At 58.8% G+C, this 24,641-nt stretch carries 25 protein-coding genes; 15 read left to right on the forward strand and 10 right to left on the reverse strand.

Annotation, left to right across the window (positions count from 1 at the left end):
* Nucleotides 1-1,914 carry a DNA topoisomerase III gene (locus tag L362_RS17585; protein WP_023343916.1) on the forward strand — a complete coding sequence of 638 codons (1,914 nt, stop codon included), beginning with the start codon at nucleotides 1-3 and terminating at the stop codon, nucleotides 1,912-1,914.
* Between the two features lie 116 nt (nucleotides 1,915-2,030).
* Here L362_RS17585 and gdhA read toward each other — a convergent pair whose 3' ends face one another.
* Nucleotides 2,031-3,374 (reverse strand): NADP-specific glutamate dehydrogenase, encoded by a 1,344-nt coding sequence (gene gdhA / locus L362_RS17580; protein WP_008500700.1) that lies wholly within the window; start codon nucleotides 3,372-3,374, stop codon nucleotides 2,031-2,033.
* 229 nt (nucleotides 3,375-3,603) lie between these two features.
* Between gdhA and L362_RS17575 the strand changes: the two genes are divergently transcribed.
* Nucleotides 3,604-3,876, forward strand: a complete 273-nt coding sequence (locus L362_RS17575) for a YnjH family protein (protein WP_023343917.1) — start codon at nucleotides 3,604-3,606, stop codon at nucleotides 3,874-3,876.
* Here the strand turns inward: L362_RS17575 and L362_RS17570 are convergent.
* Nucleotides 3,836-4,252, reverse strand: coding sequence for a pyrimidine (deoxy)nucleoside triphosphate diphosphatase (locus L362_RS17570; protein WP_023292696.1), 417 nt, complete (start codon nucleotides 4,250-4,252; stop codon nucleotides 3,836-3,838). The two genes, L362_RS17575 and L362_RS17570, sit on opposite strands and share 41 nt — an antisense overlap.
* A gap of 75 nt (nucleotides 4,253-4,327) precedes the next feature.
* On the opposite strand from L362_RS17570, the gene L362_RS17565 reads away from it, so the two are divergent.
* Nucleotides 4,328-4,897: a carboxymuconolactone decarboxylase family protein gene (locus L362_RS17565; protein ID WP_023343918.1), complete on the forward strand. Its 570-nt coding sequence runs from the start codon at nucleotides 4,328-4,330 to the stop codon at nucleotides 4,895-4,897.
* Complete coding sequence (locus L362_RS17560) at nucleotides 4,890-5,507, forward strand: CDP-alcohol phosphatidyltransferase family protein (RefSeq protein ID WP_023343919.1); 618 nt, start codon at nucleotides 4,890-4,892, stop codon at nucleotides 5,505-5,507. Before L362_RS17565 ends, L362_RS17560 begins: the two co-directional genes overlap by 8 nt.
* On the opposite strand, the gene L362_RS17555 is transcribed toward L362_RS17560, so the two are convergent.
* The 6 genes from L362_RS17555 to xthA form a co-directional block, all read right to left on the reverse strand.
* Nucleotides 5,504-6,811, reverse strand: a complete 1,308-nt coding sequence (locus L362_RS17555) for a sulfurtransferase (protein ID WP_023343920.1) — start codon at nucleotides 6,809-6,811, stop codon at nucleotides 5,504-5,506. The two genes, L362_RS17560 and L362_RS17555, sit on opposite strands and share 4 nt — an antisense overlap.
* A 73-nt stretch (nucleotides 6,812-6,884) precedes the next feature.
* A complete protein-coding gene (locus L362_RS17550) occupies nucleotides 6,885-7,505 on the reverse strand; it encodes an ATP-binding cassette domain-containing protein (RefSeq protein ID WP_023343921.1) in 621 nt (206 codons plus the stop codon).
* Nucleotides 7,505-9,034, reverse strand: coding sequence for an ABC transporter permease family protein (locus L362_RS17545; RefSeq protein ID WP_023343922.1), 1,530 nt, complete (start codon nucleotides 9,032-9,034; stop codon nucleotides 7,505-7,507). The genes L362_RS17550 and L362_RS17545 overlap by 1 nt, the downstream gene beginning before the upstream one ends.
* Nucleotides 9,007-10,167, reverse strand: coding sequence for an ABC transporter substrate-binding protein (locus L362_RS17540; protein ID WP_050583067.1), 1,161 nt, complete (start codon nucleotides 10,165-10,167; stop codon nucleotides 9,007-9,009). The genes L362_RS17545 and L362_RS17540 overlap by 28 nt, the downstream gene beginning before the upstream one ends.
* 15 nt (nucleotides 10,168-10,182) lie before the next feature.
* A complete protein-coding gene (locus L362_RS17535) occupies nucleotides 10,183-10,866 on the reverse strand; it encodes a TVP38/TMEM64 family protein (protein WP_023343924.1) in 684 nt (227 codons plus the stop codon).
* 6 nt (nucleotides 10,867-10,872) lie between these two features.
* Nucleotides 10,873-11,679 (reverse strand): exodeoxyribonuclease III, encoded by an 807-nt coding sequence (xthA, locus tag L362_RS17530; RefSeq protein ID WP_023343925.1) that lies wholly within the window; start codon nucleotides 11,677-11,679, stop codon nucleotides 10,873-10,875.
* A 433-nt stretch (nucleotides 11,680-12,112) separates the two neighbouring features.
* Here xthA and L362_RS17525 point away from each other — a divergent pair, with 433 nt between their 5' ends.
* From L362_RS17525 to ves, 7 genes are all read left to right on the forward strand, one after another.
* A complete protein-coding gene (locus L362_RS17525; protein ID WP_008500687.1) occupies nucleotides 12,113-13,333 on the forward strand; it encodes a succinylornithine/acetylornithine transaminase in 1,221 nt (406 codons plus the stop codon).
* Nucleotides 13,330-14,364: an arginine N-succinyltransferase gene (astA, locus tag L362_RS17520; protein ID WP_008500686.1), complete on the forward strand. Its 1,035-nt coding sequence runs from the start codon at nucleotides 13,330-13,332 to the stop codon at nucleotides 14,362-14,364. The genes L362_RS17525 and astA overlap by 4 nt, the downstream gene beginning before the upstream one ends.
* Nucleotides 14,361-15,848: a succinylglutamate-semialdehyde dehydrogenase gene (gene astD / locus L362_RS17515; protein ID WP_023343926.1), complete on the forward strand. Its 1,488-nt coding sequence runs from the start codon at nucleotides 14,361-14,363 to the stop codon at nucleotides 15,846-15,848. The genes astA and astD overlap by 4 nt, the downstream gene beginning before the upstream one ends.
* A complete protein-coding gene (gene astB / locus L362_RS17510) occupies nucleotides 15,835-17,160 on the forward strand; it encodes an N-succinylarginine dihydrolase (RefSeq protein WP_023343927.1) in 1,326 nt (441 codons plus the stop codon). The genes astD and astB overlap by 14 nt, the downstream gene beginning before the upstream one ends.
* 10 nt (nucleotides 17,161-17,170) lie before the next feature.
* Nucleotides 17,171-18,136 carry a succinylglutamate desuccinylase gene (gene astE, locus L362_RS17505; RefSeq protein WP_008500683.1) on the forward strand — a complete coding sequence of 322 codons (966 nt, stop codon included), beginning with the start codon at nucleotides 17,171-17,173 and terminating at the stop codon, nucleotides 18,134-18,136.
* A gap of 338 nt (nucleotides 18,137-18,474) precedes the next feature.
* Nucleotides 18,475-18,969, forward strand: a complete 495-nt coding sequence (gene spy / locus L362_RS17500; protein WP_023343928.1) for an ATP-independent periplasmic protein-refolding chaperone Spy — start codon at nucleotides 18,475-18,477, stop codon at nucleotides 18,967-18,969.
* Between the two features lie 296 nt (nucleotides 18,970-19,265).
* On the forward strand, nucleotides 19,266-19,823 hold the full coding sequence (ves, locus tag L362_RS17495; RefSeq protein ID WP_021241069.1) for an environmental stress-induced protein Ves: 558 nt from the start codon (nucleotides 19,266-19,268) through the stop codon (nucleotides 19,821-19,823).
* Here ves and cho read toward each other — a convergent pair.
* Together cho and nadE are read right to left on the reverse strand one after the other, a co-directional pair.
* Nucleotides 19,801-20,679: an excinuclease Cho gene (gene cho, locus L362_RS17490; RefSeq protein WP_196231159.1), complete on the reverse strand. Its 879-nt coding sequence runs from the start codon at nucleotides 20,677-20,679 to the stop codon at nucleotides 19,801-19,803. The two genes, ves and cho, sit on opposite strands and share 23 nt — an antisense overlap.
* A 115-nt stretch (nucleotides 20,680-20,794) precedes the next feature.
* Nucleotides 20,795-21,619, reverse strand: a complete 825-nt coding sequence (gene nadE / locus L362_RS17485) for an ammonia-dependent NAD(+) synthetase (RefSeq protein WP_008500678.1) — start codon at nucleotides 21,617-21,619, stop codon at nucleotides 20,795-20,797.
* A 221-nt stretch (nucleotides 21,620-21,840) separates the two neighbouring features.
* On the opposite strand from nadE, the gene osmE reads away from it, so the two are divergent.
* The 4 genes from osmE to chbA all read left to right on the forward strand — a co-directional run bounded on the left by osmE (nucleotide 21,841) and on the right by chbA (nucleotide 24,616).
* Nucleotides 21,841-22,182, forward strand: coding sequence for an osmotically-inducible lipoprotein OsmE (gene osmE / locus L362_RS17480; protein WP_008500677.1), 342 nt, complete (start codon nucleotides 21,841-21,843; stop codon nucleotides 22,180-22,182).
* 284 nt (nucleotides 22,183-22,466) lie between these two features.
* Nucleotides 22,467-22,784, forward strand: coding sequence for a PTS N,N'-diacetylchitobiose transporter subunit IIB (chbB, locus tag L362_RS17475; protein WP_008500676.1), 318 nt, complete (start codon nucleotides 22,467-22,469; stop codon nucleotides 22,782-22,784).
* 79 nt (nucleotides 22,785-22,863) lie between these two features.
* On the forward strand, nucleotides 22,864-24,222 hold the full coding sequence (gene chbC, locus L362_RS17470) for a PTS N,N'-diacetylchitobiose transporter subunit IIC (RefSeq protein WP_008500675.1): 1,359 nt from the start codon (nucleotides 22,864-22,866) through the stop codon (nucleotides 24,220-24,222).
* A gap of 46 nt (nucleotides 24,223-24,268) precedes the next feature.
* Nucleotides 24,269-24,616 carry a PTS N,N'-diacetylchitobiose transporter subunit IIA gene (gene chbA / locus L362_RS17465; RefSeq protein WP_021241072.1) on the forward strand — a complete coding sequence of 116 codons (348 nt, stop codon included), beginning with the start codon at nucleotides 24,269-24,271 and terminating at the stop codon, nucleotides 24,614-24,616.
* The last annotated feature ends 25 nt before the right edge of the window (nucleotides 24,617-24,641 follow it).

Consider the following 24,641-nt stretch of genomic DNA (forward strand, 5'->3'; position numbering starts at 1 on the left):
ATGCGGTTGTTTATTGCCGAAAAGCCGAGCCTGGCCCGTGCCATTGCCGATGTGCTGCCTAAGCCGCATCGCAAAGGCGACGGCTTTATCGAATGCGGTAACGGGCAGGTGGTCACCTGGTGTATCGGTCACCTGCTTGAGCAGGCGCAGCCGGATGTCTATGACAGCCGCTACGCCCGCTGGAATTTAAACGATCTGCCCATCGTGCCGGAAAAATGGCGCCTGCAGCCCCGACCTTCGGTGACCAAACAGCTCAACGTGATCAAGCGCTTCCTGCATGAAGCCGATGAAATCGTGCACGCGGGTGACCCGGACAGGGAAGGACAGCTGTTGGTGGATGAGGTGCTGGACTATCTTGAACTGGCGCCGGAAAAGCGCCAGCAGGTGCAGCGCTGCCTGATCAACGACCTCAACCCGCAGGCGGTGGAGCGTGCGATCTCGCGCCTGCGCGCCAACAGCGAATTTATCCCGCTGTGCGTCTCCGCGCTGGCCCGCGCGCGCGCCGACTGGCTGTACGGCATCAACATGACCCGCGCCTACACCATCCTCGGGCGCAACGCGGGCTATCAGGGCGTGCTCTCCGTGGGGCGCGTGCAGACGCCGGTGCTGGGGCTGGTCGTGCGTCGTGATGAAGAGATTGAGAACTTCGTCGCCAAAGATTTCTTTGAAGTGAAAGCGCATATCGTCACGCCTAAAGACGAACGCTTTACCGCCGTCTGGCAGCCGAGCGATGCCTGCGAGTCATATCAGGATGAAGAGGGGCGTTTGCTGCACCGTCCGCTGGCGGATCATGTGGTTAACCGCATTACCGGACAGCCCGCTATCGTCACCAGCTATAACGATAAACGGGAATCAGAACCCGCGCCGCTGCCGTTCTCGCTGTCGGCCCTGCAGATTGAGGCCGCGAAGCGCTTTGGCCTCAGCGCGCAGAACGTGCTGGACATCTGCCAGAAGCTCTATGAAACCCATAAGCTGATCACCTATCCGCGTTCGGATAGCCGCTATCTGCCGGAAGAGCATTTTGCCGGTCGTCATTCGGTGATGAACGCCATTAGCGTGCATGCGCCGGATCTGCTGCCGCAGCCGGTGGTGAACCCGGACACCCATAACCGCTGCTGGGACGACAAAAAGGTGGACGCCCACCACGCGATTATCCCGACGGCGCGCGCCAGCAACGTCAATCTGACCGACAACGAAGCAAAGGTCTATAACCTGATCGCCCGCCAGTACCTGATGCAGTTCTGCCCGGACGCGGTGTTCCGCAAATGCGTGATCGAACTGGAAATCGCGAAAGGGAAATTCATTGCGAAAGCCCGTTTCCTTGCTGAAGCAGGCTGGCGCACGCTGCTGGGGAATAAAGAGCGTGACGAGGAGAATGACGGCACGCCGCTGCCCGTCGTTGCCAAAGACGATGAGCTGCTGTGTGAAAAAGGGGAAGTGGTGGAACGCCAGACCCAGCCGCCGCGCCATTTTACCGATGCGACGCTGCTTTCCGCGATGACCGGCATCGCACGGTTCGTGCAGGATAAAGATCTGAAGAAGATCCTGCGCGCCACCGACGGTCTGGGTACGGAGGCAACCCGCGCGGGGATCATCGAGCTGCTCTTTAAGCGCGGTTTTCTTGAGAAAAAGGGGCGCTATATCCATTCGACCGAGCCGGGCCGCGCGCTGATTCACTCCCTGCCGGAGCTGGCCGCCAGGCCGGACATGACCGCGCACTGGGAATCGGTGCTGACGCAGATCAGCGAGAAGCAGTGCCGCTATCAGGACTTTATGCAGCCGCTGGTGGGGACGCTTTACCAGCTGATCGATCAGGCGCGCAGCACGCCCGTGAAAACGTTCAGAGGGATGGTTGCACCCGGTGGTGGCGCGAAGAAACCGTTTAAAAAGAAAAAGAGCGCGGCCGCTTCTTAACCCGTAGGCCGGGTCAGGCGAAGCCGCCACCCGGCGAAAGACAGCTCTGCGGCCTGAAAAAAGCCCGGTGGCGGCTACGCCTTACCGGGCCTACAGGGCGAGAACGCAGCGAAACTTTAAATCACACCCTGCCCAATCATCGCATCCGCCACCTTCACGAACCCGGCGATATTCGCCCCACGCACGTAGTTGGTTTGCGATGCTTCACCGCCGTACTCCACGCAGGCGTGGTGAATATCCAGCATGATATGGTGCAGGCGCGCATCCACTTTCTCCGCCTTCCAGCCGAGACGCGCGGCGTTTTGCGCCATTTCGAGGCCGGAGGTCGCCACGCCGCCCGCGTTAGCGGCCTTGCCCGGTGCAAACAGCACGCCCGCCTCCAGGAACAGGTCCGTCGCGTCGATCGTGGTCGGCATGTTTGCCCCCTCGGCCACCGCTTTTACGCCATTGCTAATCAACGTGCGCGCGGCTTCCGCATCCAGCTCGTTCTGCGTGGCGCACGGCAGGGCGATATCCACCGGCACGCCCCACGGCTGTTTACCTTCGAGGTAGGTCAGGCCAAACTCCCGGGCGTAATCCGCTACGCGTCCATCGCGGCTGGCTTTGATTTCACACAGGCGCGCCAGCTTCTCTGCCGTGAAGCCCGCTTCATCCACCACCGTTCCGCTGGAGTCAGAGGCGGTCACCACGCGAGCGCCAAACTGCATCGCTTTTTCAATCGCGTACTGCGCCACGTTACCGGAGCCGGAAACGGCTACGCGCATGCCTTCGAAGCCTAAGCCGTGACGCTTGAGCATGGCCTCTGTAAAGTAAACCAGGCCGTACCCGGTCGCTTCGGGGCGGATCAGGCTCCCGCCAAACGACAGCCCTTTGCCGGTAAATACGCAGGCGCTGTTGTTGGAAAGCTTTTTCATCATCCCGGCCATAAAGCCCACTTCACGTCCGCCCACGCCGATATCACCGGCAGGCACGTCGGTATCGGGGCCGAGGTGACGGTAGAGTTCGGTCATCAGCGCCTGGCAGAAACGCATCACTTCACCTTCGCTTTTGCCTTTCGGGTCGAAATCGCTGCCGCCTTTTCCGCCGCCCATGGGCAGCGTGGTCAGTGCGTTTTTAAAGGTCTGCTCGAAGCCGAGGAATTTCAGAATCGACAAATTCACGGAAGGGTGGAAGCGCATGCCGCCCTTAAACGGGCCGATGGCCGAGTTAAACTGGACGCGCCACGCGCGGTTAACCTGCACCTGATTGCGATCGTCCACCCAGGTCACGCGGAACTGGATCACGCGCTCTGGCTCGACCAGGCGTTCGAGCAACGACATCTGGCGATAGCGCGGGTTTTGTTCAAGGAAGGGCCACAGGGTGGTCATCACTTCACGCACGGCCTGGGCGAACTCGCTTTGGTGCGGGTCGCGCTGCTGAACATGGGCAAGGAAACTTTCCAGAGAGCGTGTCTGATCCATAGATATAAGAACCTCTTATAATAATGTTTGTATATGACTTATGCGTTTTGTGTTGTTTTTTTGACTATACCACCCGTACCGCTTTGTGTGGCAAGCAGAAATTCAGGACGAAAGGGAAATTAATGACAGGTGCTGCGTCATAACCAAAAGCGATGACGAGATAAATTAAAGGTTCCGCGCGGGATTACCGTTATAGTCATTATCAAGGGAACAACAGGAAGATGTGTCTATGAACCGTTATGTACTTACCGCGTTATGTTTGATCTTTACCGCAGGCGCGCAGGCTGACCGCATTCGCCCGGACGTGGAAGTGAATGTGCCGCCAGAAGTGTTTAGCTCCAGCGGCCAGCGTGCGCAGCCGTGTAACCAGTGCTGTATTTATCAGGATCAAAACTATTCTGAAGGGGCCGTCGTGAAGGCGGATGGCGTGCTGCTGCAGTGCCAGCGCGACGAGCGCGCCATCAGCACGAACCCGCTGGTCTGGCGTCGCGTAAAACAATAAACGCTTCCAACAGGGGAATATCCGCGGGGGCTAAGGCGTAGCCAAACGCCTCTTCCGGCGTACACCATGCCAGCGCGCTGTGGTAGTGCGCCGTGAGCGCACCGCTAAACGCAGGAACGTGCCAGGCGTGCAGGTTGATTAAGCGCTGCGAGACTACACGCTGGTGGCTTGCCACGTATTGCGCGGGCAGCGCTTCAATACCCAACTCTTCGCGCAGCTCGCGGATAAGCGCCTCGGGCTGGGTTTCACCCGCCTCGACTTTGCCGCCTGCAAATTCCCACATGCCCGGCTGGTCGGCGTGGGCAGGGCGCTGCGCCAGTAAAATTTTGTCGTCTTTTTCGATGATGGCGGCAACGACATCGAGTGTTTTCAGCATGGTCGTCAATAATTGATAGCGAAAAAAGACATATTATCGTGCCCTTTCTCAGAGTCCAGTAATCAGGAGAATCAGGTGAAAGAGACCACCGCCTGGGTTGCCCCTATCGAATCCCTTCCCGCCAGCCTTAGACCGATTGCCGTGATGCAGAAAAAGCATTTTGGCGCCGTGCTGAATCCCACGCGCTGGTGGGGGCGCATGCCGCGTCTGTTCTGGCTGGTGGCGCTGTTCGTCGGTTTTCTGGAGCGTCGTCGCGCGCGCCTGTCACCCGTGCTGCGTTCGCTGCTCATGACGCGGGTGTCCCAGCTCTGCCACTGCGCTTTCTGTATTGATGCCAACAGCCTGCGGCTGGCCGAGCGCTGCGGTGCGCTGGAAAAGGTGCAGGCCGTGAGCGACTGGCAGGCATCCGCCTTGTTCACGGAGCAGGAGCGCGCGGCGCTGGCCTACGCCGAGGCGGTGACCGCCACGCCGCCCCGGGCGGATGAGGCCATCAGAACGGCGCTGAAGCGCCACTTTACGGAAGATGCCATCACCGAGATGACGGCGCTCATTGCCTTTCAGAATCTCTCTGCCCGCTTTAACGCCGCGCTGGATATTCCGGCGCAGGGGCTATGCGCCACCTTTAACGAGACGCCCCATGCTTGATCGCCATCTTCACCCGCGGATAAAACCGGCTCTGAATCGTCTGGTCTCTATGCTGGACAGGCCGGGCATCACGCCAGACGGATTAACCCTGACCGGGTTTGCCATCGGCGTGCTGGCGCTGCCGTTTCTGGCCCTCGGCTGGTATCCGGCGGCGCTGGTCGCCATCGTGCTTAACCGTCTGCTGGACGGTCTGGACGGGGCGCTGGCGCGCCGCAGAGGGCTGAGCGATGCGGGGGGATTTCTCGATATCGCGCTCGACTTTCTGTTCTACGCCCTGGTGCCGTTTGGCTTTGCGCTGGCAGCACCGGCGGAAAATGCGCTGGCAGCCGCCTGGCTGCTGTTCGCGTTTATCGGGACCGGCAGCAGTTTTCTGGCGTTTGCGGCCCTGGCCGCGAAGCACGACATCGACAACCCCGGCTATGCGCACAAGTCGTTTTATTACATCGGCGGGTTAACGGAAGGGACGGAGACCATCGTGCTGTTTGTGCTGTGCTGCCTTTTTCCTGCGCACTTTACGCTCTTCGCGTGGGTATTCGGCGCGCTGTGCTGGCTGACCACCACAACGCGCATCTGGAGCGGCTACGTGACGCTGAAGTCACTTAACCCTTAGCGCGCGCTTTCAGGCCCGCGCTCACCGGTCGTCACCGGGTTCTGCGGATGACTGCTCCATTCGTACCAGCCGCCGTCATAGACGGCGATATTCTTCCAGCCCATCGCCCGGGCGTACATAAAGGTTTCAGACGCCCGCCAGCCGGTGCCGCAGTAAAACGCGACGTGCTGTTCCGGCAGAATATTCCAGCGCTTCCACTGGGCGGCGATGTCGTCAGCGCTGCGCATGGTGCCATCCGGGTTATGGAAATCCTCCATGTGGGTGGCATCGCTGCCCGCGTGACCCCAGCGGGCACCGGCAATTTCACCTTTTGGCTTGATGTAGCTGTAGCCGCTGGTTTCGCCGATGAACTCCGGCCACGAGCGTATGCTGACCAGAGAGGCATCCTGACGGTGCAGCATGCCGCGCGCCTGTTCCATATCCACCATCAGCTGCGGCTGACCGGGGATCGGCGCGCCGAAATCGGGGGCGGGCGTCACTTTACCGGGCGTACCGCGCTCAACCGGCAGGCCTGCATCTGACCACGCCTTCCAGCCGCCGTCGAGAATACGCACATCCTTCACGCCCGCATACAGCATAATCTGCGCCACGCGCGCGGCGGCGTAGACGTCGCGGCCATACAAAATGACGGTAGTATCGTGACGGATCCCGTGCTTCGCCAGCATCGCTCTCAGCTTGTCGTCGGAGACTTTATTCCACAGCGGTTCGCTTTCCACCTCGTTGGTGTCGATATAGCCCGCGCCGGGAATGTGGTTCAGCAGGTAAAACTTCGGTGCACCCCAGGCGGCTTCGATCACTTTCCAGTCGCCCGCCGGTGCGGCAGCCACGGGTTTACCCTGCTGGAGCCGGTGGATCCACTGCGGGTAAACCAGCTGTTCAAAGTGAGGCAGGCGCTGAAGGCGCTCGGGCGTCTGCAGAGCATCGCTGAGCAGCGAAACGTGGCGGTACCCGGCTTTCTCCAGGCGGGCTTTCACCGCCTGGTTATCGTTCTCGTCGCCGTACAGGGCGATGGTCGTCGCAGGGGTAAGCTGATGCTGTTTTGCCCACAGCGCAATCTGCTCGTCGCTCATGGCGCTGAGCCAGGCAGCAGCAAGGTTGAGCGCGGCGGGTTCATGCCCGGAGGGGCCGCTAAGCGTCTGCGGCCAGCCGTTATAGAAGGCGCTGGCGCGTGTGTCGACAGGCGTGCCGTGCTGTGCCTGAAGCTGAGACAGCGTGATGGCGCTGGGCATATCAGCCGCCAGCGAGGAAAAAGAAGCGAGGCCGCAGAGCAGGGCCAGCGCGGTCAGTTGAGAAACACGTTTCATCGAATAACCTGACGTCAGTAAAAGAGGGGGGCATTGTCGTCTCTCCCGAATCGGAAAACATTGCGTTAGCACATTATTGCCAGCGAGAAATCTCAATCAGCTCGCCGCCGGGTGGAATATCGTCCTCATCGTGCGTGACCAGCACCGCCGGAATATTGCGCGCGCGGACGGCGTCAAATACCCATGCCCGAAACGTGGCCCGTAACGCTTTATCGAGGCGGCTGAACGGTTCATCCAGCAGCAGCGCCTGCGGCTCCGCGAGCAGGGCCCGCAGCAGGCTGACCCGGGCACGCTCCCCGCCGGAGAGGGTGGCTGGATCGCTGGCGTAATGGCCGCTCAGCCCGGCGGAATCCAGCGTCTGCTTGACCGCCTCCCGCCTCGCGTGTCCTGTGATGCGCTCGGGCAGCGCCAGCAGCAAATTCTGCCCGACGCTGAACTGGTCGAACAGCAGCGCGTCCTGAAAGAGAATACCCAGCCCGCGGGACTCCACGGGAAGCGCGTCGCAGCGACGCGCGTCGAGCCACAGTTCGCCCCGCGCCTGGAAATCGTCTGACAGCGAGCCGACCATCCAGGCAAAAAGGGTCGACTTTCCGCTGCCGGACGGCCCCATCAGGGTGACGATCTCCCCCCGGGGCACGCAAAAACTGACCTCGCGGAAAAGCGGTTCGATGGTGAGATTTTTTACCTTCAGCATTAACGTAACCCTTGTCGGTAGCGGCCCACGAGCCGGGATAGCAGGGCAGCAGCACCAAACACCGTGCCCGTGACCAGCAGTAATCCCAGCGCCCGGTTAGCGAGAATTGGGATGCTGCCCCCGCTGCTGAGCGCGACGGTTTCGGTGGTCAGCGTGGCGAAACGCCCCGCGCCCAGCCACAGCGTCGGCATGTATTGCGCCATGCTGACGGAAAAGCCGGTGGCAAAGGCCAGTAGCGCAGGGCGCACCAGCAGCGGGCATTTCAGCAGTAAAAAGATTTTTGTCCGTCGCCAGCCGAGGGTTCTGGCGGTGAGAATAAGCCGGGGATCGATCCGGCGCCAGGCGGGTTGCAGCACCAGCAGCATCCACGGCAATACCCACAGGAGGTGGCTCCAGAGCACGGCGGCGTAGTGCCCGTCGATGCCCAGGTGCAACGCAATGGCATACTGGCCGGTGACGAGCGGGAGGGCCGGAAGGGCGAGCGGTAACCATACCCACAGCGTGCCGCGCTGCGGGCCCCACTCCAGCCAGAGTAACCCGACGACCAGGGCAATCAGGGCTGAAAGCAGACCGAAGAAAAGGCTAGTTCCCACCGGGCCAACGTCATCCCGTTGCGCCAGCATCAGCAGTACTGCGGCGCACAGGACGCCGCAGGCGGGCAGAAACCCGCTCAGTGCCCGCTCAGGCAGGACGCGCTGCGACCGGGGACGCGTTCCGGTGAGGTCCGCAAGTGTGCGAACCCATGCCTTCCAGAGTCCGTATCCCAGAGCGGCAAGCGCGGCCAGCAGCAGAAGGAGAAGCAGGCACAGCAGCGTCCCTTTTGCCTGCTGCTGCGCGTCGCCCTGGCTTAACCACTGCCAGGCCAGCACGGCCAGGGTAGGCGGGTTGCCGGGCCCGAGAACGATCGCCACGTCCACGACCGACAGCGACCATGCCAGCACCGCCAGCATGACTGCCCCGAGGACGGGCGCGATAGCTGGCAGAATCAGCCAGCTCAGCGTCTGAAATCGCCCGTAGCCGAGCGTCTGCAGGACGATCTTCTGCTGCGCGAGCCGTTTTTCCGGCAGTACGGCATAAATCGCCCACAGGACAAACGCGCTCTCTTTGACCGCGAGCGTCAGCCCCAGCCCGGCACCGTAGCGGTCAAACGGCGGCGAACAGACGGTGCAGACCTGATAAAACAGTCCGCCCTCGGCAAACAGCAGTAGCGCGCCGGTGGCGAACGCCACATGGGGGATCGCCAGCAGCCACGGCAGGCGGGTTGTGAGACGTCGCCAGCGTTTACCGGGCCAGAGAAGGCTGACGAGGAGAAGAGCAATGAACAACGCCCCCAGCGTGGCGATGAGCGTTGAGACCAGCGTGGCGACAGCCGCCTGCGGGAGCTGCGGATCGTTCAGCAGTCGCTGCCAGTTTGTCAGCGAAAACGCCGGGGCAAGCAGCATGGCGCCGGCGGGCAGGATCGGCAGATAAATCACCGCCATCGCCAGCCAGACGAGACCGCTCAGCGGGTGCCGTAACGACGCAGCCATTCCTGCTCCAGTGCGTTCACCCAGGCGGACTGCGGCTCGGCAAGCACCTTCGGCAGCCCCTGAGGCGTGTGGGCCATCAGCTGTCTGGCTTCTTCTTCGGGCAGCGTTTTCGCATCCAGCACGCTCGGATCGCCCCAGATGGCCGGGTCAGCTTTGCGGATCTGCGCCTGCGGCGACAGCAGGAAATTGGCGACCATTTTCGCCCCCGCGCTCGCGCTGGCGTTGGCCGGAATCGCCACAAAATGGACGTTGCCGAGCATCCCGCCCTGAAAACCAAAGCTATAGCTGTCGGCGGGCAGTTCGCCGCTCGCCACTTTCTGCTGCGCATGGGCCGGGTTAAAGGTCAGCGACAGATTCAGGCTGCCGCTGGCAAGCAGGGCATCCATCCGTGCAGGAGAAGGGGGAAAATCTTTCCCTTCGCGCCACAGCAGCGGGTGGAGCGTGTCCAGATAATCCCAGAGCGGGGCCGTGACCTCGGCAAAGGTGCTATCGGGGGCCTTTTGCAGCGCCTCCGGGTGAGCGGTTAGCGTCATCAGCAGCTGCTCAAGAAATGCCGTGCCGGTAAAATCGGGCGGGCGAGGATAGCTGATCTTGCCCGGATGCTGCTGCGCGTAAGCCAGCAGCGCCTGAGGATCCACAGGCGGCGCCGGCATGCTGGCTTTGCGGGCGATAAAGGTCAGCTGCGCGCCGCCCCACGGCGATTCCGCGCCGTCTGTGGGGATAGCAAAATCCTCCGTAACCGGTTTGCGGGTATCAACATAGCGCCAGTTGGGCAACGTCTGCGCCCATCCGGTCTCCAGCAGGTTTGCCTCTTTCAGCGTGCGGAAGTTCTCGCCGTTAACCCACAGCAGGTCGACGGAGCCGTTGGTCTTGCGCCCCGCGGCGGCTTCGGTCTGAATACGTTTTACCGCGTCGGCAGCATCCGCCAGCGGGACAATTTTAAGGGTAATGGCATAGTGCGTTTGCATCTCGCCGCTGACCCACTCCAGATAGCGGTTGACCGCCGGATCGCCGCCCCAGGCGTTAAACCAGACGGTCTGGCCTTTGGCCTGTTGCTGAATGGCCTGCCAGCCGTCGGCGGCATACAGAGGGGCTGCCAGCAGCAGCCCGGTCAGAAACGCGCAAAAACGCACACGGCGCATAATGCCTCACTTTTTAGCAGACGGGAGATAACGGGAAAACAGCCGGCGGGTGACCAACGGCAATAACCCCAGTAGTGTAAAGGCGAATAGCATGCCCGGCGACAAAATATCGCGCAGCGAGGTCACTTTTCCCAGCTCGCGCCCGGCGTTCAGAAAGATAATCGTGGCGGGCAGCATGGCGAGCTGGCTGACCCACCAGTAGCGAAATACTCCCATGCGGGTCAGCCCCATCAGCAAATTCACCAGGAAAAACGGGAACAGCGGCATCAGGCGCAGGGCAAAAAGATAGCCCGCGCCGTCGCGCGCCATGCCGGTATTCACCGTACCCATCTGCCGGGCAAACCGCCGTTGCACCCAGTCGCGCAAAAGATAGCGGCTGGCGAGCATCGCCAGCGTGGCCCCGAGTGTGGAGGCAAACGAGACCAGCACAGTGCCTTCCCACAGGCTAAACAACGTCCCGCCCAGCAGGGGCAGGATCGCCGCGCCGGGTATAGAGAGGGCGGAGACCGCCACATAGACCGCAAAGAAGATCAACGCGCTGCGCAGCGGCGAGTGGTCGACATAGGAGAGTAATGCCTGCTGGTGCGTTTTAATCCCTTCCAGGGAGAGGGTTCCCGGCGGAAGCATGATAAACGCCAGAATAAAGGCGCCCAGAAGGGCGCACAGGAAGAGTGTTTTTGAAAGGTTCACGCGTCATTACAGCTTGAATTTAGCCCACACCGGCGCGTGGTCAGACGGTTTTTCCATGCTGCGGATGTCGTAGTCGATCCCGGTTTCGATGCAGCGCTCGGCCAGCGGTGTACTGGCGAGCAGAAGATCGATACGCAGGCCGCGGTTGTCGTCAAAGCCTTTGGAGCGGTAGTCAAACCAGGAGAAGCGATCCTGCGTTTCCGGGTTGGCATTGCGGAAGGTATCCACCAGGCCCCAGCCCAGCAGGCGCTCCATCCACTCACGCTCTTCCGGCAGGAAGGAGCATTTGCCGGTGCGCAGCCAGCGTTTGCGGTTCTCTTCGCCAATACCGATATCGAAATCCGTCGGGCTGATATTCATGTCGCCCATGATCAGCACCGGATTCTCTTTTTTGAGTTCGGTGGTCAGGTAGTCCTGCAGATCCTGATAAAACTTCGCTTTAGCCGGGAATTTGGTCTCATGGTCACGGCTCTCACCCTGCGGGAAATAGCCGTTGATGACCGTGATATTGCCGATCTCAGAAGGGACTTCCGCCATGATAATGCGACGCTGTGCTTCTTCACCGTCGCCCGGGAAGCCGCGACGCACGGAAACCGGTGGCGCTTTGGTCAGCAGCGCGACGCCGTAGTGACCTTTCTGGCCGTGATAAAAGACGTTGTAGCCGAGTTTCGCCACCTCTTCGAGGGGGAACATGTCGTCGTGAACCTTTGTCTCCTGCAGGCCGATCACATCTGGCTGATGTTGCTCAACGATAGCTTCAAGCTGATGAGGGCGGGCACGCAGGCCGTTGATATTAAAAGAGACAAATTTCATAGTCGCTGCCAGTGCAAGGTGAATAGTGCAAGGATGGTAGCAGAATTTGCGTCAACTGTTACCGGCTTCGACCAATAACTGCAACAGATAATGCCGGTGGTGCAATATTTGCACCATTCTGACGCGCTTCGCCCCCAAAGAGGGCGTAAATGGCCGATAAATTTCGCGAGCGATCACAATTCCAGAATTATATTTGGCCTGTGCATACTCTTTCTGATTTTCATGCGGCAAAGCGCCGCTTGTCGTAAAAATATTCACTTTTTATGCACTAATAGTGAATAACTCCATGTTGTAACTTATTGATATTCTGTCCTCTCAACCCGTTTATGCATTTTTATCGCTGGCTGGCACGAAGGCTGCAATCTACATTCACAGTGCAAACACTCAATTATTTAACATTCAAATAACCTTTTATTTACCGGATGAGGTCGCTATGTCTCTGTCAATTACGCGTGAAAATTTCGATGAATGGATGATGCCGGTTTACGCTCCGGCGGCTTTTATTCCGGTTCGTGGGGAAGGCTCGCGCCTGTGGGATCAGCAGGGTAAAGAGTATATCGACTTTGCCGGTGGGATTGCGGTGAACGCGCTGGGGCATGCGCACCCGGCGCTGCGTCAGGCGCTCAATGACCAGGCGGCGAAGTTCTGGCATACCGGCAACGGCTTTACCAACGAGCCTGCGCTGCGCCTGGCCAAAAAACTGATCGACGCGACGTTTGCCGAAAAAGTCTTTTTCTGTAACTCGGGGGCGGAAGCCAACGAAGCGGCGCTGAAGCTGGCGCGCAAATATGCGCACGATAAGTTTGGTACCCACAAGAGCGGTATCGTGGCGTTTAAAAATGCCTTCCACGGACGCACGCTCTTTACCGTCAGCGCGGGTGGCCAGCCTTCCTACTCGCAGGATTTCGCACCGCTGCCGCCGGATATCCGTCACGGTATTTATAACGATCTGCAGTCTGCCAGCGAGCTGATTAACGACACCACCTGTGCGGTGATCGTCGAGCCGATGCAGGGCGAGGGCGGCGTGCTTCCGGCGAAAAAGGAATTCCTGCAGGGGCTGCGCGAGCTGTGCGATCGTCATAACGCGGTGCTGATTTTCGACGAAGTGCAGACCGGCGTGGGCCGCACCGGCGAGCTGTATGCCTATATGCACTACGGCGTCACGCCGGACGTGCTGTCGACCGCCAAAGCGCTGGGCGGCGGCTTCCCGATTGGCGCAACGCTGACCACCGATAAATTCGCCAGCGTGATGACCGTCGGCACCCACGGCACCACCTACGGCGGCAACCCGCTGGCCACCGCCGTTGCCGGACAGGTGCTCGACATCATTAATACCCCTGAGGTGCTGAAGGGCGTTAAGCAGCGCCACGACTGGTTTGTTGAGCGCCTGAATGCCATCAACGGCAAGGTTGGCCTGTTTAAAGAAATTCGTGGCCTGGGGCTGTTAATCGGCTGCGAGCTCACCGCTGAGTTTGCCGGAAAAGCTAAACTTATTTCACAGGAAGCGGCAAAAGTGGGTGTGATGGTGCTGATTGCCGGTGCCAACGTCGTGCGTTTTGCTCCCGCGCTGATTGTCAGCGAGGAAGAGGTGCAAACCGGTCTGGACCGCTTTGCGCTGGCGTGTGAAAAGGTGAAATCCGGGGTGTCATCATGATGGTCATCCGTCCCGTTGAGCGCGGCGATCTCGCCGGGCTCATGCAGCTTGCCGGTAAGACGGGAGGCGGGCTGACCTCGCTTCCTGCCGATGAAAAAACGCTGTCGGCGCGCATTGAGCGCGCCCTTCAAACCTGGCAGGGGACGTTGCCAAAAAGCGAACAGGGGTATGTGTTCGTGCTGGAAGACACCGACACGGGGACCGTGGCCGGGATCTGCGCCATCGAAGTGGCCGTCGGGCTTAACGACCCGTGGTACAACTACCGCGTCGGCACCATGGTTCATGCCTCGAAAGAGCTGAACGTCTATAACGCGCTGCCGACGCTGTTCCTCTGCAACGACCACACGGGCGCCAGCGAGCTTTGCACGCTGTTCCTCGACCCGGCGTGGCGCAAGGAGGGCAACGGCTACCTGCTTTCCAAATCGCGCTTTATGTTTATGGCCGCCTTCCGCGATCGCTTTAACGAAAAGGTGGTTGCGGAGATGCGCGGCGTGATCGACGACACCGGCTATTCACCGTTCTGGGAGAGCCTGGGCGAGCGCTTCTTCTCGATGGAGTTCAGCCGGGCGGACTATCTCTGCGGCACGGGTCAGAAAGCCTTTATTGCCGAACTGATGCCGAAACATCCTATCTATACCCATTTCCTCAGCCCGGAAGCGCAGGCGGTGATCGGCGAAGTGCATCCGCAAACCGCGCCTGCCCGCGCGGTGCTGGAGAAAGAGGGCTTCCGCTACCGTAACTATGTCGACATCTTTGACGGCGGGCCTACGCTTGAGTGCGATATCGACCGCGTGCGCGCGATCCGTAAGAGCCGGCTGGTTGAGGTCTCTGAAGGCCAGCCCGCGCCGGGCGACTGGCCGGCATGCCTGGTGGCAAACGAAAATTACGCCAACTTCCGTGCGATGCTGGTGCGGACCAACCCGAAATGTGAACGTCTGGTGCTGACGGCTGCAGAACTGGATGCCCTGAAATGTAACGCCGGCGATAAGGTTCGCCTGGTGCGTCTCTGCCCTGAGGAGAAAACAGCATGACATTATGGATTAACGGTGACTGGGTCACGGGCGAAGGCGAACAGCGCGTAAAGACCAATCCGGTAGGAAAAGAGGTGCTCTGGAAGGGGAACGACGCCAGCGCCGCGCAGGTGGAACAGGCCTGCCATGCCGCTCGCCGCGCGTTCCCGGCGTGGGCAAAACAGCCTTTCGCCGTGCGCCAGGCGCTTGTTGAAAAGTTTGCCGGGCTGCTGGAGGCAAATAAGGCCGAACTGACGCGCATCATCGCGTCTGAAACCAGTAAACCGCGCTGGGAAGCGGCAACCGAAGTGACAGCGATGATCAACAAAGTCGCCATTTCGGTGAAGGCGTACCACACCCGCACCGGCGAACAGCACACCGAGATGCCGGACGGCGCGGCCACGCTGCGCCACCGTCCGCACGGCGTGCTGGCGGTGTTTGGTCCGTACAACTTCCCGGGGCATCTGCCGAATGGCCACATTGTGCCCGCGCTGCTGGCGGGCAATACCGTGATTTTCAAGCCGAGCGAGCTCACCCCATTAACCGGCGAGGCGGTGGTTAAGCTGTGGGAACAGGCTGGCCTGCCGCCGGGCGTGCTGAATCTGGTGCAGGGCGGACGCGAAACCGGCCAGGCGCTGAGCGCGCTGAGCGATATCGACGGCCTGCTGTTTACCGGCAGCGCCGGGACGGGCTATCAGCTGCATCGCCAGCTGGCGGGGCAGCCGGAAAAAATCCTTGCTCTCGAGATGGGCGGCAACAACCCGCTGATTGTGGAAGACCCTGACGATATCGACGCCGCGGTGCACCTGACGATTCAGTCCGCCTTTATTACCGCCGGACAACGCTGCACCTGCGCCCGCCGCCTCCTGGTGAAACGGGGCGCGCAGGGGGATGCGTTCCTCAAACGTCTGGTTGAGGTGAGCGCGCGTCTGGTGCCAGCCGCGTGGGATGCCGATCCGCAGCCGTTTATCGGCGGGCTGATTTCCGAGCAGGCCGCGCTGAACGTGCTGAAGGCCTGGCAGGACCACGTCACGCGCTGCGCGAAAACCCTGCTCGAACCGAAACAGGTTCAGCCGGGTGCCTCGCTGCTGACGCCGGGCATCGTTGAGATGAGCGGCGCGAGCAACGTGCCGGATGAAGAGGTCTTTGGCCCGCTGCTGTGCGTCTGGCGCTATGACGATTTTGACGACGCCATCGCAATGGCCAATAACACCCGCTACGGTCTGTCGAGCGGGCTGATTTCGCCGCATCGCGAGAAGTTTGACCAACTGCTGCTGGAAGCGCGCGCCGGGATTGTGAACTGGAATAAACCGCTCACCGGGGCCGCGAGCACCGCGCCGTTCGGCGGCGTGGGTGCGTCGGGGAACCATCGCGCCAGCGCGTGGTATGCCGCCGATTACTGTGCCTGGCCGATGGCGAGCCTGGAAACCCCGGCGCTGACGCTGCCGGAAACGCTTAATCCGGGGCTGGACTTTACCGGAGGGGACCGTCATGAAAGCGCGTGAAGTCAACTTTGACGGGCTGGTGGGGCTGACGCACCACTACGCCGGTCTCTCTTTTGGTAATGAAGCCTCCACGAAGCACCGTTTTCAGGTTTCCAACCCGAAGCTGGCGGCGAAGCAGGGGCTGCTTAAGATGAAAGCGCTGGCGGATGCCGGTTTCCCGCAGGCGGTGATCCCGCCGCAGGAGCGTCCGAACGTGGCGGTACTGCGTCAGCTCGGCTTTAGCGGTACCGATGAGCAGGTGGTCGAAAAAGCGGGGACGCAGACGCCGCACCTGCTCTCGGCGGCAAGCTCCGCCTCTTCGATGTGGGTCGCCAACGCGGCAACCGTCGCGCCGTCAGCCGATACGCTGGATGGCAAAGTCCACCTGACGGTGGCGAACCTGAATAACAAGTTTCACCGCGCCACCGAGGCGGAAACCACCGAGCGCGTGCTGCGCGCCATTTTCAACCAGGACGCCCATTTCGCGGTGCATCAGGCCCTGCCGCAGGTGGCGATGTTTGGCGACGAAGGCGCGGCCAACCATAACCGCCTGGGGGGCGATTATGGCGAGCCGGGTGTGCAGCTGTTTATTTACGGGCGAGAAGAGGGGGGCCACGTCGCGCCAACCCGTTATCCTGCCCGTCAGACGCTGGCGGCCAGCCAGGCGGTTGCCCGCCTGAACCAGGTGAATCCTTCCCAGGTGATTTTTGCCCAGCAGAACCCGCATGTGATCGACCAGGGCGTGTTCCACAACGACGTGATTGCCGTTTCTAACCGCCAGGTGCTGTTCTGCCACGAGCAGGCGTTTGCCCATCAGGAAAAGCTGCTCGCCACGCTGCATGAGCGCGTGCACGGCTTCACGCCTGTCCAGGTGCCAACGGAGGCGGTGAGCGTGCAGGACGCGGTTGAAACGTATCTGTTCAATAGCCAGCTGCTCAGCCGCGATGACGGCAGCATGATGCTGGTCCTGCCGCAGGAGTCCCGGGATCATCAGGGCGTATGGCGCTACCTGACCGAGCTGGTGAAGGCGGATAACCCGATTGACGAACTGCGCGTATTTGACCTGCGCGAAAGCATGGCCAACGGCGGTGGTCCCGCCTGTTTACGTCTGCGCGTGGTTTTGACTCAGGACGAAATGCAGGCGGTTAATCCGGCGGTCATGATGAACGATACGCTCTTTGCGCGCCTGAATGACTGGGTCGATCGCTACTATCGCGACCGGCTAACGCAGGCCGATCTGGTTGACCCGCAGCTTCTGCGCGAAGGTCGCGAGGCGCTGGACGCGTTGTCGACAATCCTGCAGCTGGGATCGGTTTATCCGTTCCAGCGCTAAAGGAGTGGGTATGGAAAATTTACTGGCGCTGACTCTGGCCGATGAAACGCCGGAACAGAAAGAGGGGGATGGCCCCTCATTTCGCTGGCGGTGGCTGGGGCGCGGGGTGCTTGAGCTGACGCCGACCGCAAAGAGCGATCTCTCGCTGCTGCTTTCAACGGGCATTCACGGGAATGAAACGGCGCCCGTTGAGATTGTCGATCTGCTGCTGCGCGCGCTGTATCGCAATGAAATTGCCCTGAAGTGCCGCGTGCTGGTGGTGCTCGGCAATCCCCCTGCGCTGGCGCAAAATAAACGGTATCTGGTGAGCGACATTAACCGCATGTTCGGCGGGCGCTGGTCGCAGTTTCCGCAGAGTGACGAAACGGCGCGGGCGGCGTGGCTGGAGAATGTGGTGACCGCGTTCTTTGCCGCTGCGGGTCCCGTGCGCTGGCATCTGGATCTGCATACGGCCATCCGCGCGTCCTACCATGTCCGCTTCGGCGTGCTGCCGCAGCGCAATCAGCCGTGGGAGGAAGATTTCCTGAGCTGGCTGGGAGATGCCGGGCTGGAGGCGCTGGTGTTTCACCAGTCGCCGGGCGGAACCTTTACGCACTTCACCTGTGAGCACTTTGGTGCGTTGTCCTGTACGCTGGAGCTGGGGAAAGCGCTGCCGTTTGGGCAAAACGATCTCACCCGCTTTGCGCCAACGCATCTCGCCCTGCGGGCGCTGCTGGGCGGGTCGGCTCCCGAGCATACGCACCAGACCGTTGAGCGTTACCGGGTCGTGCAGCAGATCACGCGCCGCAGCGATGCCTTCCTGCTCCACATGGCCGCACACACCCTCAACTTCACCCCGTTCCGCAAAGGGGCGCTGCTGGCCGAGGACGGCGAGGAACGTTACGAGGTACAGAAAACCACCGAGTATGTTTTATTCCCTAACCCAACCGTCGCGTTTGGCCTGCGTGCCGGGCTGATGCTGGAAAAAATATCCTGAACCTTTCCCCTCTCATCATCCGGGAGGGGAAGTTAAATACCTTTTCTTAGCAATTAAAGCGCGTGAACGTGTTTTGCAGAATATTCCTGGTGAATTGCTTTATTATTCACCTTCACTCCGTTATACTTTTTCTAAATCGCTTTAAAATCATCGTATTGAATATTTTTGGTTGCAACTCTCCACGCTTTATCCTTATTTCCTCCACATTTGGCGAAAATTTGTTTTTTACACTTTCATTGTTTTACCGTTGCTCTGACTAATTGACGATAAACCCCGTAAAGTTAATCTCGTCAACACGGCATAGCGCCGAAGAATAACTGAAAGAAAGGAAATAAATTATGCGTAAGTTTACTGCACTGTTTGTTGCTTCTACCCTGGCTCTGGGCGCTACCAGCATGGCGTTCGCCGCAGATACTGCGACCACCACCGCTGCCGCGCCTGCTGAAGGCAAAATGATGATGCATCATAAAGGCCCGGGTATGCACAGCGAGATGATGATGTTTAAGGATCTCAACCTGACGGATGCACAGAAACAGCAGATCCGCGATATCCGGAAGAGCGAACGCGACCAGATGAAACGTCCGCCGCTGGAAGAGCGTCGTGCCATGCATGACATCATCGCCAGCGACAGCTTCGACAAGGCGAAAGCCGAAGCGCAGATCGACAAAATGGCCGAGCAGCACAAAGCCCGCATGCTGGCTCACCTGGAAACCCAGAACAAGATCTACAACATTCTGACCCCGGAACAGAAAAAACAATTTAATGCGAATTTTGAGAAGCGTCTGACAGAACGTCCGGCGATGGAAGGTAAAATGCCAGCACCAACCGAATAATCGGTTCACTCTCTTAAGACCGCCGGGATCCTGTCCACAAAAGCGCAATCGCTGTGGACAGGACCGGCGGTTTTTCTTTCCTGCCCTCTTGTCTGCCGCCGCCAGCGCGGTATGCTCCTGTAGTCGCATCAGAGAATGTTTGTAGAGTCATGGCGTTAGAATTTTTATTAACGTTCCGCTAAGGCCTGCCCGCTCTGCTGCCGATACTGTGTTGTGAATACCTAACGATAACAAACAAGACAGCAACGATAGCAATATCCTTGCCCTGGCACGGGTTGTGCCATTCAGGAGTGGTGATGGAGTTCTTTGATATCCGTAAGATGCCGGTCAGCCTCTGGCGCAATGGTGCGGGTGAAACGCGTGAGATTTGTTGTTTCCCTCCCGCGACGCGTGATTTTCACTGGCGCGCCAGTATCGCGACTATCGCCAGCAACGGCGAATTTTCCTCTTTTCCCGGCGTCGATCGGGTTATTACCTTGCTGGAAGGCGGGGAGGTGACGCTGGATGCGGGCCAGGCGTTCTTCCATACCCTGAAGCACCATCAGCCCTACAGCTTTGCCGGCGACCTGCCGGTGAAAGCGCTGCTGTCCGATGGGCGGATGGCGATGGACTTCAACATCATGACCCGTCGCGACTGCTGTCGGGCGAAGGTGCGCGTGGCTGACCGTACCTTTACCACCTTTGGCACACGCGGGGGCGTGGTGTTTGTGTTAAGCGGGGCGTGGCAGCTGGGTGATAAATTGCTGACGGCCGATCAGGGCGCCAGCTGGGAGGAGGGTACCCACACGCTGCGTCTGCTGGAGGCTCAGGGTACCTTATTGTTCAGCGAAATCACGTGGCTGCCAGGCCATTGAGCTCAATGATTTCAAACTTACCGGCCAGCACAGGTTTACAGAGAATTTTGTAGCCATCGTGGTCAAATCCGGCGGGCATGCGCAGCAGGGTTGCCGCGTCGTTGATATCGTCGACAGCGCCCAGCCAGAGCCAGTTATTGACGATGTGATATTGGGTCATCGCGTCACCCACTTCTTTTAGCGCAACGGCGCTTTCCCAGGGCCAGCACTTCACGCTGATGGCCGCCAGACCGGCGAGGAGCCGGGCGTGGTGGGCCTCAACGCTCTCTTTCCCACAGCAGGCACCGGCACAGCGCTTCAGCGCGGATCGGAAACAGGCGCGTCCGCGCGTGGTCGCCTCCAGGCCCAAAAGGCTGTAGCAAAGCTGGAGCTCATCCGCCAGCGTCTGCAGCGCCTGAAGTGCCGCACGTTTATTGGCGAACAGTCCATAGAGATTCGGGGCATGAGAAAAATCGACGTCGCGCGCGTAGACGACCTGCGGCTTGCCTTCGTTGATCTGCAGGGAGCAGAGCTGACGGTTGCGGCGCAGGCGCTTGTTGAACAGCGGCTGTTGTTCTTTTATCAACCGCGCCTCCAGCAACAGCGCGCCCATTTCTCCCGCCGTCTGGAACCAGGTAATGCGTCGCGACTGGCGCAGCATGGCGGCCTCGTCCGGAGTACGCAGATGGGATAACACCCGACTGCGAATGTTAACGCTCTTGCCGATGTAAAGCGGCAGCGTGTCGCTTTCACCGTGAAAGATATATACGCCCGGCTGTTTAGGCAGTGCCTCAAGCCAGGGGCGAAGGTGCTCGGGATATTCGTAGATAGCCGCCGCTTCAAACTCAAGACGCGGGGCGGATTGACGCCTGCTCACATACTGCTCCATATACTGTTCAGGCATACAGTGTAGCAGAGAGGGTTAGGTTAAAAAAGAGCCGGGTGGCGGCGACGCCTTACCCGGCCTACAAAACGGGGTTACCGTTTTGCGTTTATTTCCAGAAGTCGTCAAACACCGTAATTGGCGTGTGGCGCTTGTGCTCGGTTTTCAGATACCAGCCTTCGATGATCTTTGCGGTGCCTTCATCCAGCTTTTTGCCTTCCAGATAATCATCAATGTTGTCGTAGGTGACGCCAAGAGCCGCTTCATCCGGCAGGGAAGGGCGATCGTCTTCAAGGTCCGCTGTCGGCGCTTTCTTATACAGATGCTCAGGACAGCCCAGCGCGGCAAGCAGCTGCTTACCCTGACGCTTGTTCAGGCGGAAGATCGGGTTGATGTCGGTGCCGCCGTCGCCGTACTTGGTGAAGAAACCGGTGATCGCTTCTGCCGCATGGTCGGTGCCGACCACGACGCCTTTGGTCATCCCGGCAATGCTGTACTGCGCTTTCATGCGCTCGCGGGCTTTCTCGTTGCCGCGAACAAAATCGCTTAACTCAATGCCCGCTTCGCGAAGCGCCTGCTCGCTTGCCAGCACGGAGCCTTTAATATTGACGGTCAGCACGCGGTCAGGCTGAATAAAGGCGATTGCATCCTGGCAATCCTGCTCGTCCGCCTGTACGCCATATGGTAGACGCACGGCGATAAATTGCAGGGTTTCATCTCCCGTCTCCTCGCGCAGCTCTGAAATTGCCATCTGGCAGAGCTTACCGGTCAGCGTTGAATCCTGGCCGCCGCTGATGCCCAGCACCAGAGATTTCAGGAAAGAGTTCTTCTTTAAATACGCTTTTAAAAAATCCACGCTGCGGCGGATCTCTTCATTTGCATCTACCGCAGGCTTCGCGCCCAGCGCCTGGATAATCTCTTGTTGCAGAGTCATCACGCTCTCCATAAACAGAATGTGTTAACTGTTAAAACTAACCCTTTGGACGTAAAACGACAAGGATCACAGTTTCGAGTGCGCTAATTTACGCCGTTTTAGCAGGTTATCGTTGTTTTATTAGAATTTTCCGAAATTCGTCTGGCGTAACGCACAAAGTTGAACAATAGTACTTTTTATCCCATGCTTAGATAACACGCTGATAAACAAGAGGACGGAATATGAACAAGAACGTAGCAGGAATTCTTAGCGCAGCGGCGGTACTGACTATGCTGGCAGGGTGTACGGCTTACGATCGCACCAAGGATCAGTTTACGCAGCCCGTAGTAAAAGATGTCAAAAAAGGGATGACCCGTTCGCAGGTCGCTGCGATTGCCGGTAAACCTTCTTCCGAAGTCACCATGATTCATGCGAAAGGCACCTGCCAGACCTACATCCTGGGTCAACGTGATGGTAAGGCAGAAACCTACTTTGTCGCCCTGGATGATACCGGTCATGTGATCAACTCCGGCTATCAGACCTGTGCTGAATACGATACTGACCCGCAGGCACCTAAGGCGTAGTCACCCTGCTTGCCTGAGGATGTTAGCAAACCGGCCCTGAGGCCGGTTTTTTTATGCATCGGAAAATCTTATTTCTTTTCGCGAATTATTTGCCCGAAATGTGAGGGTAGTCAACAAGCCAGGTCAATGAGAGACAATTTGAGCCTGTTCAGAATTATCCCCTGTCTGTACCATTGCGTATACTCACTCCAACGATAAACAACAGTACGCAAACTACCTGTCTGCCGGGACAGCGAGTCGAGTGAGAACGCGACGGCAGGTAGTCATACAAGAGGGAAATTACGATGGAAAAGAAACATATCTACCTGTTCTGCTCAGCGGGCATGTCAACCTCGCTTCTGGTGTCAAAGATGCGTGCGCAGGCTGAAAAGTATGAAGTCCCTGTGGTGATCGAAGCGTTCCCGGAAACGCTGGCGGGCGAAAAAGGTCAGACAGCCGATGTTGTTTTACTGGGACCGCAAATTGCCTATATGTTGCCCGAAATTCAACGACTGTTACCCAATAAACCGGTCGAAGTGATCGACTCGGGGCTGTACGGCAAGATTGATGGTTTAGGTGTTCTTAAAGCTGCTGTGGCAGCGATTAAAAAAGCTGCTAATTAATTTTTATTTTTCCCGTCAAAGAGTTATTTCACACACAATACGCCGTAACATGCGTTACGGCATTTAAGGGTATTTTCCTATGAGTAAAGTCATCGCTTCACTTGAAAAGGTACTCCTTCCTTTTGCTGTTAAAATAGGAAAGCAGCCTCACGTTAATGCCATCAAAAACGGCTTTATTAAATTAATGCCGTTGACGCTGGCCGGGGCCATGTTCGTTTTAATTAACAACGTTTTTCTGAGCTTTGGTGAAGGTTCCTTCTTTTATTCATTAGGAATTCGGTTAGACGCTTCCACAATTGAAACCCTTAATGGTTTTAAAGCCATCGGCGGCAACGTCTATAACGGTACGTTGGGGATTATGTCGCTGATGGCGCCTTTCTTCATTGGGATGGCGCTGGCAGAAGAGCGTAAGGTGGACCCGCTGGCCGCCGGGTTATTATCCGTCGCCGCCTTTATGACAGTGACCCCGTACAGCGTCGGTGAAGCCTATGCTGTGGGCGCCAACTGGCTGGGTGGGGCTAACATCATCTCCGGTATTGTTATCGGCCTGGTGGTGGCAGAGATGTTCACCTTTATTATCCGTCGCAACTGGGTGATCCGCCTGCCGGATAGCGTACCGGCCTCCGTTTCCCGTTCATTTTCCGCGTTGATTCCAGGCTTCATTATTCTCTCTATCATGGGGATTATCGCCTGGGCGCTCTCTCACTGGGGCACGAACTTCCACCAGATCATCATGGACTCTATCTCTACGCCGCTGGCGTCTATGGGTGGCGTGGTCGGTTGGGCGTACGTGATTTTCACCTCTCTGCTGTGGTTCTTTGGCGTGCATGGTTCACTGGCACTGGCCGCGCTGGACAGCGGAATTATGACCCCGTGGGCACTGGAAAACGTTGCACTGTATCAGCAGTACGGCTCCGTTGATGCGGCGCTGGCAGCGGGTAAAACTTTCCATGTGTGGGCGAAGCCGATGCTTGACTCCTATATCTTCCTGGGCGGTACCGGGGCAACCTTGGGTCTGATCATCGCGGTCTTTATTGTCTCTCGTCGCGCAGACTACCGTCAGGTCGCGAAGCTGGCGCTGCCATCAGGCATCTTCCAGATTAACGAACCGATTCTGTTCGGTCTGCCAATCATCATGAACCCGGTCATGTTCATTCCGTTCATCCTGGTTCAGCCGCTGCTGGCCGCTATCACCCTGACGGCGTATTACATGGGCATCATTCCTCCGGTCACCAACATTGCACCGTGGACCATGCCAGCGGGTCTGGGTGCCTTCTTCAACACCAACGGCAGCGTCGCAGCCTTCCTGCTGGCGATATTTAACCTCGGGATTGCCACCCTGCTGTACATGCCGTTCGTAGCGATTGCGAACAAAGCCGCCACCATCATTGATGAAGAAGAGAGCGAAGAGGATATCGCCCTCTCACTGAAATTCTAAGATTGACGGCGCGGGGAAACCCGCGCCAGCCACAAGGAGCTTAAAGATGTTAGATTTGGATAATATTGTCGCAGACGAAGCCGTCGAGAACGATCTCGAAGAAGTGGTGATGGGGCTTATCATCAACTCCGGGCAGGCCCGCAGCCTGGCCTACGCCGCGCTGAAGCAGGCCAAGCAGGGGGATTTTGCCGCGGCGAAAACCATGATGGAACAGTCCCGCACGGCGCTGAACGAAGCGCACCTGGTGCAGACAAAGCTGATTGAAAGCGATCAGGGCGAAGGGAAGATGAAGGTCAGCCTGGTGCTGGTCCACGCGCAGGATCACCTGATGACCTCGATGCTGGCACGTGAGCTGGTGGCGGAGCTCATTGAGCTTCACGAGAAGATGCAGTAAGTCAGACTGAGTAGCAGGAGGTCAG

Source organism: Enterobacter sp. MGH 16, from assembly GCF_000493175.1.
Classification (GTDB): Bacteria; Pseudomonadota; Gammaproteobacteria; order Enterobacterales; family Enterobacteriaceae; genus Enterobacter; species Enterobacter roggenkampii.

What these genes read in the sequence shown, in the direction of transcription:
- chbC (WP_008500675.1), top strand. Translation starts at nt 22,864, where the DNA reads ATGAGTAAAGTCATCGCTTCACTTGAAAAGGTACTCCTTCCTTTTGCT.
- L362_RS17585 (WP_023343916.1), top strand. Translation starts at nt 1, where the DNA reads ATGCGGTTGTTTATTGCCGAAAAGCCGAGCCTGGCCCGTGCCATTGCC.
- ves (WP_021241069.1), top strand. Translation starts at nt 19,266, where the DNA reads ATGGAGTTCTTTGATATCCGTAAGATGCCGGTCAGCCTCTGGCGCAAT.
- gdhA (WP_008500700.1), bottom strand. Translation starts at nt 3,374, where the DNA reads ATGGATCAGACACGCTCTCTGGAAAGTTTCCTTGCCCATGTTCAGCAG.
- astA (WP_008500686.1), top strand. Translation starts at nt 13,330, where the DNA reads ATGATGGTCATCCGTCCCGTTGAGCGCGGCGATCTCGCCGGGCTCATG.
- L362_RS17555 (WP_023343920.1), bottom strand. Translation starts at nt 6,811, where the DNA reads ATGAAACGTGTTTCTCAACTGACCGCGCTGGCCCTGCTCTGCGGCCTC.
- L362_RS17575 (WP_023343917.1), top strand. Translation starts at nt 3,604, where the DNA reads ATGAACCGTTATGTACTTACCGCGTTATGTTTGATCTTTACCGCAGGC.
- L362_RS17560 (WP_023343919.1), top strand. Translation starts at nt 4,890, where the DNA reads ATGCTTGATCGCCATCTTCACCCGCGGATAAAACCGGCTCTGAATCGT.
- L362_RS17550 (WP_023343921.1), bottom strand. Translation starts at nt 7,505, where the DNA reads ATGCTGAAGGTAAAAAATCTCACCATCGAACCGCTTTTCCGCGAGGTC.
- astE (WP_008500683.1), top strand. Translation starts at nt 17,171, where the DNA reads ATGGAAAATTTACTGGCGCTGACTCTGGCCGATGAAACGCCGGAACAG.
- nadE (WP_008500678.1), bottom strand. Translation starts at nt 21,619, where the DNA reads ATGACTCTGCAACAAGAGATTATCCAGGCGCTGGGCGCGAAGCCTGCG.
- chbA (WP_021241072.1), top strand. Translation starts at nt 24,269, where the DNA reads ATGTTAGATTTGGATAATATTGTCGCAGACGAAGCCGTCGAGAACGAT.
- chbB (WP_008500676.1), top strand. Translation starts at nt 22,467, where the DNA reads ATGGAAAAGAAACATATCTACCTGTTCTGCTCAGCGGGCATGTCAACC.
- osmE (WP_008500677.1), top strand. Translation starts at nt 21,841, where the DNA reads ATGAACAAGAACGTAGCAGGAATTCTTAGCGCAGCGGCGGTACTGACT.
- xthA (WP_023343925.1), bottom strand. Translation starts at nt 11,679, where the DNA reads ATGAAATTTGTCTCTTTTAATATCAACGGCCTGCGTGCCCGCCCTCAT.
- L362_RS17525 (WP_008500687.1), top strand. Translation starts at nt 12,113, where the DNA reads ATGTCTCTGTCAATTACGCGTGAAAATTTCGATGAATGGATGATGCCG.
- L362_RS17545 (WP_023343922.1), bottom strand. Translation starts at nt 9,034, where the DNA reads ATGGCTGCGTCGTTACGGCACCCGCTGAGCGGTCTCGTCTGGCTGGCG.
- L362_RS17570 (WP_023292696.1), bottom strand. Translation starts at nt 4,252, where the DNA reads ATGCTGAAAACACTCGATGTCGTTGCCGCCATCATCGAAAAAGACGAC.
- astD (WP_023343926.1), top strand. Translation starts at nt 14,361, where the DNA reads ATGACATTATGGATTAACGGTGACTGGGTCACGGGCGAAGGCGAACAG.
- spy (WP_023343928.1), top strand. Translation starts at nt 18,475, where the DNA reads ATGCGTAAGTTTACTGCACTGTTTGTTGCTTCTACCCTGGCTCTGGGC.
- astB (WP_023343927.1), top strand. Translation starts at nt 15,835, where the DNA reads ATGAAAGCGCGTGAAGTCAACTTTGACGGGCTGGTGGGGCTGACGCAC.